This window comes from Sorangium sp. So ce363 (assembly GCF_051520435.1).
Classification (GTDB): Bacteria; Myxococcota_A; Polyangia; order Polyangiales; family Polyangiaceae; genus Sorangium; species Sorangium cellulosum_B.
This window is the reverse complement of record NZ_CP150333.1, coordinates 669,675-685,323: the sequence shown is the minus strand read 5'-3', so window position 1 is coordinate 685,323 and position 15,649 is coordinate 669,675. Positions and strand designations below refer to the sequence as shown.

General features: G+C 71.4%; 8 protein-coding genes. All 8 read right to left on the bottom strand.

Features of this window, described 5'->3' with window-relative positions; genetic code table 11:
* Positions 1-180: 180 nt before the first annotated feature.
* The 8 genes from WMF12_RS02600 to WMF12_RS02565 all read right to left on the bottom strand — a co-directional run bounded on the left by WMF12_RS02600 (position 181) and on the right by WMF12_RS02565 (position 15,535).
* A complete protein-coding gene (locus tag WMF12_RS02600) occupies positions 181-2,712 on the bottom strand; it encodes an MXAN_6577-like cysteine-rich protein (protein WP_437862795.1) in 2,532 nt (843 codons plus the stop codon).
* A 248-nt stretch (positions 2,713-2,960) separates the two neighbouring features.
* Positions 2,961-5,846 (bottom strand): MXAN_6577-like cysteine-rich protein, encoded by a 2,886-nt coding sequence (locus WMF12_RS02595; RefSeq protein WP_437862779.1) that lies wholly within the window; start codon positions 5,844-5,846, stop codon positions 2,961-2,963.
* A 132-nt stretch (positions 5,847-5,978) separates the two neighbouring features.
* Entirely contained in the window at positions 5,979-7,178 is a 1,200-nt protein-coding gene (locus WMF12_RS02590) for an alpha/beta fold hydrolase (protein ID WP_437862766.1), read from the bottom strand.
* A 4-nt stretch (positions 7,179-7,182) separates the two neighbouring features.
* Positions 7,183-7,308, bottom strand: coding sequence for a hypothetical protein (locus WMF12_RS02585; RefSeq protein WP_437744018.1), 126 nt, complete (start codon positions 7,306-7,308; stop codon positions 7,183-7,185).
* 690 nt (positions 7,309-7,998) lie between these two features.
* Entirely contained in the window at positions 7,999-8,994 is a 996-nt protein-coding gene (locus WMF12_RS02580; RefSeq protein WP_437862745.1) for a TIGR02757 family protein, read from the bottom strand.
* A complete protein-coding gene (locus WMF12_RS02575) occupies positions 8,991-10,682 on the bottom strand; it encodes a sensor histidine kinase (protein ID WP_437862726.1) in 1,692 nt (563 codons plus the stop codon). The genes WMF12_RS02580 and WMF12_RS02575 overlap by 4 nt, the downstream gene beginning before the upstream one ends.
* Positions 10,683-10,694: 12 nt before the next feature.
* Complete coding sequence (locus WMF12_RS02570; RefSeq protein WP_437862693.1) at positions 10,695-12,566, bottom strand: GAF domain-containing protein; 1,872 nt, start codon at positions 12,564-12,566, stop codon at positions 10,695-10,697.
* Between the two features lie 485 nt (positions 12,567-13,051).
* A complete protein-coding gene (locus WMF12_RS02565) occupies positions 13,052-15,535 on the bottom strand; it encodes a thioredoxin domain-containing protein (protein WP_437862663.1) in 2,484 nt (827 codons plus the stop codon).
* Positions 15,536-15,649 lie beyond the last annotated feature (114 nt).

Below are 15,649 nucleotides of genomic sequence, written 5' to 3'. Positions count from 1 at the left end.
ATCGTTCCATGCCGCTCCACCTGCCCCCACGCGCGCCGATCCGCGCCTCCCTCCCGGCCCGTGACCCACGAGCCCCGGCCGGGCCCGTCGCGACGGCCGACCCGCCACAGCAGCGGTGCCGCCCCGCTCCCGCGCCCCTCTCCCCGCTGGCCGACGGGTCGCCGAGCGGGCGCGCCCCGCTCAAGGGATCTTTGCGATGTTGAGGGTGAGGTTGCCGGAGGAGGAACGCCGGCTGTCGCCGATGATCGTGATCACCTGCCCTTCGGTGAGGGTCACGGTCACGCGCGAGCTGGCCATGACCGCGTTGTCGTTGCACGCGAGCTCGGGGCCGGAGCAGCTGTCGCCGTCGTGCACGTGAAGGACGGTGTCGAAGTTCGACGACAGCGTGTCGATGACGTAGGTCCCGTCCGCCGGCGCGGTGAAGCGATAGACCCTGTCGTTGCCGCTCGACGGGACGCAGCTCGGTGTGGCCAAGTTCGGCTGGAACAGGGTGGAGCCCGTCGTCGTCTGCGGGACCGTCGAGCCGAGATCGACGGGGTTCCCGCAGATGCCGTCCTCCTGGAACAGGCTGATGTTGAGCTTGAACGCGCCCACGGCCTGAGGTTTGGCGCTGGCGCCATCGACCACGACGACGGTCTCCTGCCCCGCGGCGAGCGGCACCACGATCCGCGACTGGACGCCCGTGGCGTTGTCGTTGCAGCCGAGCACCGCGCCGCCGCACGTGCCGGCGTGCACGTGGACGACCGTGTCGAAGCTCGCTCCGAACGTATCGAAGACGTACAATCCGTCGGCCGGCGCCGTGAAGCTGTACGCCCTGTCTTCGCCGCCGGGCATGCCGCACGGCGCGCTCACGTAGTCGCCGGCGCCGACGGTCGTCCCCGACACGGTCTGCGGGACGACCGACTCCAGCGCCTTCTCCGGGCACGGGGGGCCCGGGGTGCCGCTCACGTTGAGCGTGTACGCGCCGTGCTTCCCGGACGCACCGTCCACGACCACATACGCCGTCTGCCCCTGCGCGAGGGGCGTGGACACCTGCGATTGGTACGACAAGCCCTCCGCGTCGTCGCTGCACCCCAGCAAGGCGCCCGTGCAGCTGCCGTCGTGAACGTGGAGCACCGTGTCGAAGGTCGAGCCGATCGTATCGAATGTGTACCGGCCGGCGATGGGCGCCGTGAAGCTGTAGCTGACCTCGGGGGAATTGCCCATGGCGCAGTCCGCCGGGGGCTGGAGGACGCCGTCGAGGCCTGACGTGCGGCCCGTGACCGTCTGCGGGTAGGTGGAGCCGAGATCCACCATGGGGCACGCGGGCGGAGCCCACGCGGCGACGTTCAGCGTATAGGGCCCACGCGCGCCCTCGAAGCCGTCGATCACCGCCACGACCTTCTGGCCGGCGCTGAGCTCCACCGTGGCGCGCGACTGCGACCCTTCTCCTGAGTCGTCGGAGCAGGTGAGCACGTCGCCATCACACGCGCCGTCGTGCAGCTCCAGGATCGTATTGAACCCGGAGCCGAAGGTATCGAATACATACTTCCCGGCCGCCGGCGCCGTGAAGATGTAGCTCGCGTCGGGGCTGTCTGCGCCTCCGCACGTCGGCCTGATCGCGTCGCCGAAGTGCTCGGTGTTGCCGGTGATGGTCGTCGGGAGCGCAGCGTCGATCGCCCACCCAGGGCACTTCGGCGGATCGGCCCTCGCCATGTTGAGCGTGAAATCGCCTTCCCCTCCGTCGAAGCCGGTCACCACGATGAGGACCTGCTGGCCCGCCTCGAGGACCGCGCGGACCCTCGATTGGGCGACCCCGGTGGCAATGTCATCGTTGCAGGCGAGCTGAGCGCAGGTGGTCGACCCCAGCACCCCGATGGCCGTATCGAAGGTGGACCCGACGGTATCCAGCGTGTATGTCCCCGCCACGGACGGCGTGAAGCGGTAGACCCGCTCCGACGAGCCGGCGGCCACGCACGCGAGATCGTAGTTCGTCTCGCCGCTGATGGTGGTCCCCGTGATCGTCTGCGGGAACGTGTTGCCGAGCTCATCATACGTCCCGAGGACGCAGGTGCAGGCGCCTGCCTGGCATAACGCCCCTCGCTCGCACGCGACGCCGCAGGCGCCGCAGTGGAGCTGGCTCGTCTGCAGATCGGCGCACGCGCCATCACACGCCGCGAGACCGGCCGGGCAGGTGCAGACGCCGTCGACGCACAGCTGGGCAGGCGCGCAGCTGGATTCACACTCGCCGCAGTTGCGCCTGTCGCTCAGCACATCCACGCAGGCGCCGTCGCACTCCGTGAGATCGCCCGCGCATGCGCAGGAGCCGTCCGCGCAGACGTGCCCCTCCGCGCACTCGACGTCGCAATCGCCGCAGTTCCGCAGGTCGGTCTGGAGGTTCACGCATTTGCCTGAGCAGTCGGTCTGGCCTTCTCCGCACTTCTCCCCGCCCCCGACGCCGGCCCCTATACCGCCGCCGCCCTCACCGCCGCCCCCGCTGCAGCGGCCCTTCACGCAGAGCTGCCCCTCCTCGCAGGCGTCGCCGCACGCGCCGCAGTGCTCGGCGTTCGCCTGGAGCTCGACGCACTCTCCATTGCACCGCGACAGCCCGTCAGGGCACTCGCTCGACGCGTCGGGGCTCTCCGCGCAGGACGCCGCGAGGACGACCCCCGCAGCCAGGAGCAGCGCGGCGGACGACAGGGCGGGCCTGGGGCGCGATCCGGATCTGTTCATAGCCATCCTTGGGGGGGTGCGTGGCCGCTCGAGGCGAGCGGATAACGAGGCGAGCGGATAACGAGGCGCGCGCCAGGATACGCCTACGGCCGGCGCATCCGCAACCGGCGGGGGTGCTCGGCTGGCGGCGCGCAGGTCGAGCCGCGGCCCGGACCGCGCTCGCCGCGCCGCGCCGCGGAGAGGCGCCCTCGCGGGCTCGACGCGACAGACACCGTCGCCAGGCCGGCCAGGGCACCTCCAGCGCGGACTCAGAGCTTGGCGATCTTCAGCGTGAAGTCGCCGGACGCTCCATTATACCCGTCGACGACCACGGTGATGGTCTGGTTGGGGGCGAGCTCGATCTGTACCCTCGACGCTTGTGAGCTCGTCAGATCGTCGTTGCATTGTAGCTCGATGCCGACGCAGCCACGCGTGTGGACGTGAAGGACGGTGTTGAACGACGAACCGATCGTATCGATGACATAGGTGCCGCGGATCGGGGCGGTGTAGGTGAACACCGTCTCCGGAGAGGACACGGACGCCGCGGACACGCATTTCGGCCTCACCGCGTCGGGCTGGCCGCGCGTGGTGCCGGTCCTGGTGAGCGACAGCGGCGATCCGAGGTGGATCGCGGTCGCGCAGGTCCCCGGGCCGGTGAACCGGTCCACCTGGAGCACGTAGTCGCCGGAGCTCGTGCCGAGGCCGTCGACGACGACGAGGACGGTTTGATTGGCGGCCAGGCGGAGGGCGACACGCGACTGCTGACCGTCCGTGTTGTCGTTGCACGCGAGCGACGTCCCCGTACAGCTCTCCTCCAAGATCTGGAGTATCGTGTCGAAGCTCGATCCGAACGTATCGAAGATGTAGAGCCCGTCCTCCGGCGCGGTGAAGCGGTAGATCATGTCTGGAGCATTCGACGAGGAGCCGCAGGCCGGGCGAACGGACTCGGGCCGCTCCGCGGTGCTCCCTGTCACGAGCTGCGGGACGACGGAGCCGAGATCGATCGCCGTCGAGCAGGTGCCGCCGCCGGAGAACGGCGCAATGTTGAGCGTGAAATCGCCCGACGCGCCCGCGGCGCTGCCGTCCACGAGGAGGACGATCGTTTGCCCCTCGGCGAGCTCCAGCGTCAGCCGCGACTGCTCGCTTCCCGGCGCGTCGTCGTTGCACGCGAGCTCGGCCCCGGAGCAGCTGCCGTCGAGGACGGAGAGCGCCGTATCGAGGCTCGATCCGAGCGTATCGACGATGTAGGTGCCGGCCGCGGGCGCGGTGAAGCGGTAGGTCACCTCGCCGGCGCCGCTGCCGCAGCTCGGGCGCAGGACGTCGGCCGCATCCGCGGTGCTCCCCGTCACTGTCTGAGGCACCGTCGAGCCGAGATCGATCAGCGGGCACGGGAGGACGAAGGTCTGGCTCACGTTGAGCTTGAAGGCGCCGGAGGCGACTGGAGCGTAGCCGTCCACGACGACGGAGATGGTCTCTCCCTCGCGGAGCATCACCTTCACCTGCGATTGCGGGCCAGAGGTGTCGTCGTTGCACGCGACGCTCTCGCCGCTGCATGTCCCCTTGTGGACGTGCAGGACCGTGTCGAAGGAGGAGCCGAAGGTATCGAAGGTGTAGAGTGCGGTCGCCGGCGCGGTGAAGGCATAGGTGGCCTCGGGGCCGCTGTCCCTGGTGCAGGGCGGCTGGAGGGCGCTCACGCGATCCGGGATAGCCGTGGTGCCCGTCACCGTCTGCGGAAACGTGGCGTCGAGCGTGAGCTCCGGACATGGAGGCGGCACGAACTCGGAGACGTTGAGCGTGAATGGCCCGGATCCGCCGTCGACGCCGTCGACGACCGCGACGACCGTCTGGCCCTCGGCGAGGTTCGCGACGAGGCGCGACGTCTTGGCTCCCATGGCATTGTCGTTGTCGTTGCAAGAGATCACCGTCCCGGAGCAGGACCCCCTGCGCAGCTCGAGGACGGTATCGAACGTGGATCCGGACGTGTCGAAGACGTACCCGCCGGCGCGCGGCGCGGTGAAGCTATAGCTCGCGTCGGAGGTGTCGATTGAACCGCAACGCGTCGAGACGGCGTCGCCGAGCCCCCAGGTGTCCCCGGTGATGCTCAGCGGGAGCGCCGTCGCGAGGGTGTCGAGCGGGCACGCCGGCGGCGCCATCCGGTCGAGGTGAAGGGCGAAGTCGCCTTGCGCGCCGTCGTAGCCCGAGACGACGAGGAGGACGCTCTGCCCTTCCTCGAGGGCCACCGAGGCGCTGCCCGTCACGGCTCCCCCGCGATCGTCATTGCACGCGAGCTCCTCGCAGGCGTCGAAGTCCAGGACGCCGATGGCGGTGTCGTAGCTCGACCCGGCGGTGTCGAACTTGTAGCTGCCGGCCTCCTCCGCCGTGAACCTGTAGACGAACTGGGTCGAGCCGACTCCCATGCAGGCGAGCGGGAAATAGGTCTCCGCGCCGACCGTGGTGCCCGTCAGGAGCCGAGGGACCGTCGAGCCGATGTCCTCGTAGTCGCCGGCGGCGCACGCGCACGCGCCCTCCCGGCAGAACAGCCCCGGGGCGCACGCCGCGCCGCACGCGCCGCAATGCGCCGGGTCGACGGCCAGATCGACGCACCTGCCGCCGCAGACCGCGAAGCCCTCGTCGCAGACGCACGCCCCCTCCACGCACGTCTCGTGGAGGGGGCAGCGGGCCTCGCAGGTCCCGCAATGCAGCGGATCGCTCTTCACGTCCACGCAGCCGCCGCCGCACGCGGTGAAGCCGGAGGCGCAGCGGCAGGAGCCGCCCTCGCACCGCTGTTCGGCCGCGCATTCCTGGCCGCAGCCCCCGCAATGGGCGGCGTCGGTGGCGAGGTCGACGCAGCTGCCGCTGCACGCCACGAGGCCGGAGGCGCACAGCTCGCCGCCCGCCCCGCCCCCGCCCCCGCCGACGCACACGCCCGCCTCGCACCGCGTCCCGCTCGCGCAGACGCCCTCGCAGCCGCCGCAGTGGTCCGGATCGGCCTGCGTGTCGAAGCACGCTCCCCCGCACGGCGTGAGGCCGTCATCACACGGTGCGGCGGCCGAGTCCTCCGCGCAGGACGCGGCAAGGGCGAGGAGGGCCGCGACCGTCAGCCAGAGCGCCATCGACGACGGCTCGAATCTGGCGCGCAATCCGGGGTGACTCATGAACATCCTTCGGCGGACAGGCCGGCCACCGCGTGGCTCCGAGAGATCCGGCGCCGAGGATACGCCTCTTCGCTTTCGCTCTGCAATCGTCGATCACCGCACTTCCACACGCGCGATCGACCTCCACGGGCGTCAGGCGGCCGGGAGATCCGGCATCGGAGCGGTCTCGTCGGATGTCGGCTGACGCGCCTGGATGGCCTCCAGCGCCACAGCGCCCGTCTCGGGCCCGGGCGCGTCTTCGGCCTGCAGATCGGGGCCGAGGAAACGAGCGATCGGCTCGAAGAGCTCGACGCCGGTATAGGCGCCGACGGCCAGATCGCCGTGACCGTAATCTTCCCGCGCCCCGAAGTCGCGCCCGAGCACGAGAAAGCGCTTCGGCGTCTCCGGGCGGTCGCGCCCCCATGCGTCGAACGCCGCGCGCACCGCCGAGGCGGGGGCTATCCTGTCGGCGCTGCCCGCGATGAACAGGGCCGGCGCCCCGACCGAGGCGAGGCCGTCCAGGACCCTCTCGCCGTCCACGCGGATCTCCCCGTCGCTCGCCATCCACGCGGCGAAGTCGGCGTTCAGCGCTGCAGGGATGTCTTCGATGCAGTTGACGAGCGCGAGCCGCGTGACGCCGGGAGGCACGTTGCGCGGGTTGGCCACGGCGTGATGGATCGGCGTCGGCAGCCACTCCGACGCGAACGCGACGCTGCGTGCCATGAGGCGGAGCGGGACGCCCGGCAGCAGCCGGCCCGGCAGGAAGCGCATGAGGCGCACCGGCGTGGTGAGCCGGCCAGGCGAGCCGACGATGACGACGCGGCGGACCCGATCGCCGGCGACGCTCCGGCCAAGCGCCGCATAGAGGAGCATGCCCCCCATGGAGAAGCCGACATAATCCAGCGAACGGGCGCCGGTGCGCTCCAGGATCGCCTCGATGGCGCAGGGAAGATCGTACCGGACCATGGCGGAGAACCGGACGCTGCGGCGCTCGGCGCGGGTGAGGAGGCGGCCGCTGCGCAACGTCAGCAACCACACGTCGCGTCCGAGCGTGGCGAGGTGGCGAGCGAGCGAGTAATCGGGGTGGATGTCCTGGTTTCTGTGGTTCGCGGCGAGCCCGTGGACCAGCAGGATCGGCGGCAGGTCCGGCTGCGCCTCCGCGCCGTCCGGGCGCGGGACGCGGCGGATCTCGATCGGCGCGCCATCCTCGGTCCGCAGGACCTCTTCCACGCTGTACTCGAGCGGCAGCGTCAGCCGCTTGACCCAGTAAAGGAGGTGCGCCCACAGCCCGATCGCCGCCAGCACCGCGAGCGCCAGCGCCACCAGGAGCGTTGCCCCGAATGTCCAGACCATACGGTCAATCTACCTGCTGGCGCTGCTTCCGCATGCAGGCAACCTCGACATTCTTTTTCACCAGGATGGACGGAACACAGGCCAGTCGCTCGTCGAGGCCGCAATCCAGCTCGCTCGTCTGGATGATCATGAATCCATGGGAACAGCACGTTTCACGATCATCTCCTGCAGCGCGTGAAAAAGTCACACAGCGTTCCGGAAGCCACTCCACCCCATCGCGCCGGACAGCGCGTGGGGCGACTGCCCCTGGCGGAAACGCACGTTGGCAACGGCTCGTTTTCCCTGGGATTCGCGTCTCGCGGGGACATGACCATGTGCCCAGGCCTACCGCGACGCGAGATCGAGAGCTCCAGCACAGGCGTGCACAAAGGTTCCAGATCTACCAACCCGGAACGTGGCATGCGGATCGCAACACACCAGGGCGAGGAGAGAGCTGGCAAGGGTCCCGTAAGCACCCGGGAAAGGGGGCACGGCAAGAAGAACGCCGCAGCAGAGCTCGGGGGGGCTCGGTTGCGGCGCTCTTCTTGCCGTACCGTCTGCCGGACGGCCGAGCTCATGCGCTTGCCGGAGACAAAATGAAAAAAGCGCCTCGCGGACCTGGGGGGGGAAGGTCTCCGCGACGGCGCTCGCCTGTCATTTTGCAGGCTCTGTGCCGTCCCACGCAGGATAGAATTTCAAATACTTACACCAAACACAACCAGCCACTATTGCACGATTGCAAATCACAGTTGCAATCTGATTCAAATTCGAAGGCCTTCACGTTCTCGAACTGATCGGGGTTGTAGCTGTTCCGGACGGAAATCTGCCGTGCGGGGCGTGTTCACTCGTCCCAGTGGCGGCAGACCGGCTTCACGCCGCATCCCTGGCAGCGGACCGGATCGCGCCGCGACGGGCATTGCTGGAGCATGCCGAGGTGGCAGAGGGCGAAGTCGTACTTGACCGGGTCGGCTGGATCGAAGCCGCGGAGGGCCGCGGTGATCTCCTCTGCCGTCTTCCAGGTGGCGCCCCTGCGATCGGTGAGCCCGATGTTGTAGCCGAGCTTCTCGATGTGCGTGTCGACCGGGATGAGGAGGGCCGACGGGGGCACCGGCCACAGGCCGAGGTCCACGCCGTCCGCAGGGCGGATCATCCACCGCAGCAGGAGCATGAGCCGCTTGGCGGCGCTGCCCTTCTCGGGATCGGGGAGGATGTGCGCGGCTCCGCGGTCGTCCGGACGCCGGTCGAGGCCGCCGGCGCGTCGGATCGCCCGCACCCAGGCCCCGAGGGCCTGGCGCAGGTCGCCGGTGCGCGAGAGCTCGGCCGCAAAGGCGGCGCCGAGCGAGCCCGAGGCCCGCTGCACCCGCCGCGCGCCGACGATCAGCCCGACGAGGTCGCGATCGCGGTAGATCCGGTGGCGGAAGCCGCGCAGCCGCGCCGAGACGGCCCGGGCGTCGTCGGCGGCGAGGGCGATCTCCGGCCCGAGGCGATCGAGCGCCTCGCCGATCTTGGCGTGCAGCGCCTTCACGTTGCCGAAGGCGAGCGACGCGGCGATGAGCGCCACGAGCTCCTGATCGGCCGGGTCCGTGTAGCGATGGACGAAGGAGACCGGGTCTCGCGCGCGGCGCTCCTCGACGGCGCACCGCGCGCGCACCCCGTCGAGCGCCGCCTTGACCGCGGCGCCCCGCGCGGCGTCCCTCCGCCGGGGCGCCGCCTTGAGCGCGGCGTCCGTCCTCCGGGGCGCCGCCTTGACCGCGGCGTCCGTCCGCTGCTGAGGCGCCGCCTTGACCGCGGCGTCACTCCGCCGGGGCGCCGCCTCGCCGCTCCCGCGCGCCCTCACGGCGACCCCGCGTCCGGCGCCGGATCGGTCACGACCGGCTCGGCGTTCGCGGCGCGCTCTTGCGCCTCCCGGTCGTGCTCCAGCGCGGGGAGCGACACGACGAACGCGCTGCCGCGCCCGTCATCGGTGAGCGGGCTCTCGACGCGCACGGCGCCGCCATGGCTCTCGGCGATGTGCTTCACGAGCGCGAGCCCGATCCCGCTGCCGCGCACCTGCCGCTCGCTCGCCCGCCGCCCGCGCGCGAAGCGCTCGAAGATGTGCTTCTGCTCGTCGGGATCGATGCCCGGCCCGCGGTCGCTCACCCGGATGGTGACCTGCCTCGCCTGGCGCGTCAGCGCGGCGAGGCGCCCGCCGCCCCCGCCCTCGGCCTCCACCGCGACGGCGACGCGGCCGCCGTCCTTCGCGTACTTGAGCGCGTTGTCGAGCAGGTTCACGAGGGCGAGCTCGAGCGCGCGCGCATCGATCAGCGCCTCGGGCAGCCCCTCGGCGATCGTGAGCTCGACGGTCATCTCCTCGCGCTCGGCGCGGTAGCGGTACATGTCGACGGCGCGCGTCGCCACCTCGGCGACGCTCCCGCGCGCGAACTCGTAGGCGGCCTTGCCCCGCTCGACGCGGGCGAAATCGAGGACGTTCTCGATGAGCGCGGTGAGCCGCTCGCTCTCGCTCACGATGATCTGCAGGTACTGGCGGCGCTTCTCGTCGTTGGGGACGCGGCCGCCGAGGAGGAGCTCGCCGAACATGCGGACCAGCGAGAGCGGCGTCTTGAGCTCGTGGGACACGTTCGCGACGAAGTCGCTCTTCAGCGCCGCGAGCCGCCGCTCGTTGACGGAGGCGAGCACCACGATCGCGAGCCCGGCCAGCGCCACCAGGGCCGAGAAGCCGACCATCAGGATCTCGATCAGGCGCTGCCGCTCGACCTTCTCGCCGAGCTCCTCGGCCGTGGTGAGCGCCATCTGAAGGCGCCAGTTGTAGAGCGTGGTCGGGAAGGGGCGCCCGACGGTGAACTCGCCGCCGATGATGGGCGGGCCGAACACGATGCGGCCCTCCTCGTCGATGACGTTCATCCGGCTCTTCTCGCGATCGAGGTCGCGGAAGAGCCGGGGCATCACCTCGTGGACCAGGCGCGGCACCTCGTGCCACGCGACGATGAGGCACCTGCGCCCCACGTGCTCGCGCTGCCAGTAGCTCACGAGCAGGCTCTGCTGATCGATGACGTGGTGGAGGTGGCGCAGCTCGGTCGTGTCGCCGGCGAAGTTCATCTGCGGCAGGAGGCGGGCGAGCAGGAGCTTGCGGAAGGCGTCGTCCTCCCGCCCGGACGCGCCGCGCGAGGCGAACGCGAGCACGTCGTGCGCCTCGTTGTCCATGTCGAGGACCAGGATGGCGCGCACGGTCGGCGTCTCGCGGGCCGCCGTGGGGAGCCACCGCCGCGCGATGACCGAGAGGTTCGCCACGTCGACGTGCGCGGCGACGACGTTGTCCTGGGCGATGATCAGCTTGTCGAGCCGGTCGACGCGCTCGTCGGCGAGGGTGAGCGTCGCGTCGAAGACGGTCTGCTGCCGCGCCTTCTCGATCTGCAGCGTCGTGCGCAGGGCGATCCCGCCGAGCACGAGCACGGCGACGACGATGGCGGGGACGAGGGCGAAGTACGGGACGCGATGGCGCTTCCCAGCGGAGGGGAGGAGGTCCATCGCTCGGCTCCGCTAGCGGGCGGCCTTCTTCGCCCCCGCGGTCACGAGGCCGGGCTCGAGGACCACGCCGCGCGCCCCGACGAACTCGGCGAACTGCTGGCCGATGTAGGTGAGCGCGTTGCCGTCGCTCTCGGAGAACGGCTTGCCGTCGAGCGGGTTTCCGATCTCGAGGAGGCCGAGGTAGCGGCCCGCGAGCTCGACAGGCGCGCAGATGACGCTCCGGAGCTCGACGCCGATCGCCTTCCACCGCTCGTCCATGACGCGCTCGTCCTTGGCCGCGTCGGGCACCACGACGGCGCGCCTCGACCGCATGGCGGCCAGCGGGAGCGGCGCCCGCTCGGACAGCCTGGCGAGGAGCGCGCTCTTGCCGCCGTACTGCCGGACGACCACGAACTCGCGCCGGTTGATGTCGAACAGCGACACGAGGCCGAGGGCGCACGGGATCTTGTCGAGCGTGAGCGCGAGGATGAAATCGGCGCCCGCGAGGGTGTCCTGGAGGAAGTGCAGGTCGCTGCACGCCTCGAACAGCTCGGCGATGAGGTCGTCGCCGGAGAGGCGCCCGGTCTTCGGAGGGAAGGAGGAGCGCCGCCGCGGCGGCGCCGGCGTGGGGGCAGCGACATCGGGCGGCTCCGGGACGAGCTGGAGACGTGGCGGCGCCCTCTGCTGGTCGGCCGGCACGGCGAGCAGCACCACGTCGGCCGGCGGCGTGAGGGCTGGCCGCGGCAGGTCCGCAGAATACGCGGCGGCCGGCGGTGGCACGTCCGCAGGCGGCGCCGCGTCCGCAGGCGGCGCGGCAGCAGGCGGTGCAACGGCCGCAGGCGGCGCGGCAGCCGGCGGCGCCACGTCCGCAGGCGGCGCAACGGCCGGCGGCGCCATGTCCACAGGCGGCGCAACGGCCGGCGGCGCCACGTCCGCAGGGGGCGCGGCGTCTGCCGGCGGCGCGGCAACCGGCGGCGCTACGTCCGCAGGCGGCGCAACGGCCGCCGGCACGGCAACCGGCGGCGCTACGTCCGCAGGCGGCGCAACGGCCGCCGGCACGGCAACCGGCGGCGCCACGTCCGCAAGCGGCATGGCCGGCGGCGGTGCGGTGCCGCCGGTGCGCGGGCGGAACTGGATCTCGGGTTCGGCCGAGCGCCAGTCTTTCCAGGCGAGGGTCGCGAGCGGGCTACGCTGAGGCCGGCCGTCGAAGACGTGATCGAACACGGCGATATGGATGAACTTGCCCGGTCGCGCGTCGTCGATGCGCTGCCGTGCGCGCTCGAGCCGATCGATCAGCAGCGCGCTGACGAGATCGCGCGGGGTGCCGGTCGCGACCGCATAGACGAACTCTCGGTACGTGAGCGGCGAGCGCTCGGACGGGTTCTCCTCGCGCTGTGAGATGAGCTGATACGGCGGCAGCTCCGCGGGCGCTCGCTCCGGCTCGGCGCCTCGCTCCTGCGGCGCATCCCGCCCCGGCGCCGCCTCCCCGCCTTTCGCCTGTTGCGCCTGGGCGCCCGCTGGCTCCGAGACGAGGAGCGCGGTCCCCATCGAGATGAATGGGACCGTGGGCGCGATCGGGCGCTTCCCTGCGACACGCCCCGCAGGCTCGGCCGGCTTTGGAGAAGCCGCCCCGGCCGGGGAGGCGCCCGCCGGCGTGTCGGTCCCGTCCGTCAGCGCCGCGTCGTCCGGGGCGCGCTGCACGACGTACCGCACGCGCGTCGCCGGATCGATCGCTCGGTAGCCGCTCTCCAGCAGATCCACCGAGAAATTGTTGAGCGGGCCCCCATCGCCGCGGAGCGCCCGGGCCTTCTGCAGCGCGGGCTGCCACTGCGGGGCCTCGACGCACACCTTCCTGCTCGGCGGAGCGTTCTGGCCTAACGACGAGATCTCGACGAACCAACGCATCGTTTGCGGTTCCAATCCGCGCGGGCGCTGACTGGGTGGCGCGCTCTGGCGCGAAGATCGTTCTACTCGACGCGCGCGAGAGGGGTCAACGCGCAGGCCGCACGGGAGCGCGTAGAGAGCGCGCGGACGCCTTTGGAGGATGGCGCGAAATCTTCTCAACCGGGACCGGCAAGGAGAATCGGGCCTGTCCTGAAATCACGCCGCCCGCGCCGCGAGTCGCCGCGGACGAACCCGTTCGTCCACTGAACGGCCGCCGGGTATCCCCGCGGGAGCAGGAGGTCACCCGCTGTCGAGCCGCGCGCGCCATGGAGCGCGCGGTGAATGGGGCCACCCCGCGCCGCTCGTCTCCAGGCGATCGCCGTCCTGCGCGCAAGCGGGATACCCGGCGTACATCCGATCCAGGCCGGGGGACGATCCGTGATGCGCAACTCTGCATTTCGCTTCGTGCGCAGCTCGACCCCTGCAAGGGGGTCCGCCCACGCTCGCTATCGGGTCCGCAGGATGATGTGAAAGCCGAACGGCGTCTCCACGATCCCGCTCAGCGCGCCGACAGCGACCTTCTCCACCGCCTGCTCGAACTCGGGCACCATCATCCCCTTCGAGAAGGTGCCGAGGTCGCCGCCGCGCGCCGCCGCCCCCGGCTCGTCGCTGTACTGGGCCGCGAGGTCCTCGAACCTCGCCCCCTGCTGCGCTCTCTTGAGCACCTGCTCGGCGAGCGCGCGCGCCTCGTCCCGCGTGCGAACGACGCGCGCCGGGGCCCGCCGTGACCCCGCATACATGATGAGGAGGTGCTTCGCCCCCATCTGGCCGGCCGTCGCAGGGGGCTGGGCCGCCGCCGGCTGCGCAGCGCCCGGCTGGGCCGGCGCCGGTGGCGCTGCCCCCGGCTGGGCCGGCGTCGGCTGCGCTGCACCCGGCTGGGCCGGCGTCGGCTGCGCTGCACCCGGCTGGGCCGCGGGCTTGCCCGCGCCGTGAAGCGACTCCTTCGTGGGGGGATCGTGCGGGCCGAGCGCCCTGTCGACGAGGCGCTTGAAGTGCGCGGTCGACTGCGCGCCGCCGAGAAAGTAGTCGTTGATGGCGAAGGACGGCGTGCCGGTGATGTGCAGGCGCTCGGCGAGCTTCCGGTCCGCCTCGACCGCCGCGCGGTGCGCTCCCGAGTCGAGCGCGGCGCCGAACTTCGCCACGTCGAGGCCGATCGCGGCGGCGTGGCGCTCGAGCGCCTCGCGGCCGAGCCCGCTCTCGGACTGGTCCTCCCACAGGCGCTGCGCCATCGCCCAGAAGCCGGCGTCGCCCTTCTGCCGGAACGCCTCGATCGACGCCTCGGCGGCGAGGGGCGCCCGCGTGTGGAAGGGGAGCGGCAGGTGCCTGAAGACGACGCGGACCTTGCCCGGATAGGCGGAGATGACCTCGTCGATCGTGGGCTGGACGCGCTTGCAGAACGGGCACTGGAAGTCGGCGAACATCTGGATCGTCACCTTCGCGCCGGGCTTCGCTCCCTTGCCGGGGTTGTCCTTGGTCGGCGCCGGGGCGAGGATCCGCTCGGGCGCGTTGCCAGCCCTCGCTTCCTTCTGCAGCGCGTCGTAGACCTTCGCGGGCGGGGTGCCCGCGGCCACGAGCTTCGCGGCGTGCGCGATCTGCTCATCGATGAGGGCCTCGAACTTCTCCGCCGGCTGGGCGCCGGCGAGACGCCTGCCGTTGATGAAGAAATGGGGCGTCCCCCTCGCCTGGAGGTCGTCGGCGAGGCGCTGATCGCGCTCGATGCGCGCCGCGTGGCGCCGCGCGGCGATGGCCCTCTGCGCGCGGGCCACGTCGAGGCCCAGGGACGTCGCGTGCGCCGCGAGGTCAGCGTCCTCGAGGCCCCCGGACTTCAAGAGATCGTACGCCTTCCAGAACGCCGCGTCGCCCTTCTGCGCCTTGGCCTCCAGCGCGAGCTCCGCGGCGGGCTCGGCCCGCTCGTGGAAGGGGAGCGGGTTGTGCTTGAAGACGACGCGCAGCTGAGCGCCGTACTTCTTTTCGAGGCCGTCGACGGTCGGGGCGGCCCTGCGACAGAACGGACACTGGAAGTCCGAGAACATGACCAGCGTCACCAGAGCGCCCGGGTTGCCCCGGATCGGCGATCCGTCGACAGGCACCTTCCACACGGTCGTGTCCTCGGGGGCCGGGGCCGTGGGCGGCGTCGGGGCCGGAGCGCGCGCCTTGTTCTGCTCGGACAGGGCCGCGTAGATGCGCTCCTGCGGGACGCCGGATCGCCGGAGATCCTCGGCCGCCCGGAGCTGCTCGTTGACGAGGGTCCGGAAGTCCTCGATGGGCCGCGCCCCGCTGACGAACACCCCGTTCACGAAGGTGGCTGGGGTGCCCCTGACGCCCGCGGCCTGGCCGGCCTCGACGTCCCGCTCGATCTTCGGCGCGTGCTGCTGCTGCTCGAAGGACGCGCGGAACGCCGCCCGATCGACGCCCGCCTCGGCAGCCCACGACTCGAACGACTCCGGCGCGAGCGAGCGCTGGTTGGCGAACGCGAGCCGATGGAACTTCCAGAACGCCTCGGGCCCGCCGAGCCGGAACACCGTCTGGGCCGCCAGGTGCGCCGGGCGCGCATTTTTGTGGAACGCGAGCGGGAAGTGCCTCCAGACGATGCGCAGCCGCTCGGGGCCGTAGGCCTGCTTCAGCTGCTCCAGCGTCGCCATGTGCCGGGAGGTGAAGGGGCACTCATAGTCGCCCCACACCACGAGGGTGACCGGCGCGAGCGGCTCGCCCCACCACGGATCCGCGCGGGTGACGGGCACGGCGGTGCCCGGCTCCGGCTCCGGCTCCGGCTCGGCCGCTACAGCAACCGTCGGCGCGGGAGCGGGGAGGACCACCGTCTTCGGCCGCTCGACCGCAGACGGGGGCACCGCGCCCGACGCGCAGGCAGCGAGAAAGCACCAGAGGAACTGCAGCAAGAACAGACGAGAAAACGGCGGTAGCGCAGGCATGAGCCCCCTCGAGTGTCGCGGTCCGTGGACGGGATCCTACACGGACGGCCACAGCTCAGGTCGCCCGGGCCGCGGCGAGCCATCGCTGCAGACGGGCGCACGACGGGAGCCCCG

Coding starts and splice junctions, on each gene's coding strand:
- WMF12_RS02600 (WP_437862795.1), bottom strand. CDS start 2,712: ATGAACAGATCCGGATCGCGCCCCAGGCCCGCCCTGTCGTCCGCCGCG.
- WMF12_RS02595 (WP_437862779.1), bottom strand. CDS start 5,846: ATGAGTCACCCCGGATTGCGCGCCAGATTCGAGCCGTCGTCGATGGCG.
- WMF12_RS02590 (WP_437862766.1), bottom strand. CDS start 7,178: ATGGTCTGGACATTCGGGGCAACGCTCCTGGTGGCGCTGGCGCTCGCG.
- WMF12_RS02585 (WP_437744018.1), bottom strand. CDS start 7,308: ATGATCATCCAGACGAGCGAGCTGGATTGCGGCCTCGACGAGCGACTG.
- WMF12_RS02575 (WP_437862726.1), bottom strand. CDS start 10,682: ATGGACCTCCTCCCCTCCGCTGGGAAGCGCCATCGCGTCCCGTACTTC.
- WMF12_RS02570 (WP_437862693.1), bottom strand. CDS start 12,566: ATGCGTTGGTTCGTCGAGATCTCGTCGTTAGGCCAGAACGCTCCGCCG.
- WMF12_RS02565 (WP_437862663.1), bottom strand. CDS start 15,535: ATGCCTGCGCTACCGCCGTTTTCTCGTCTGTTCTTGCTGCAGTTCCTC.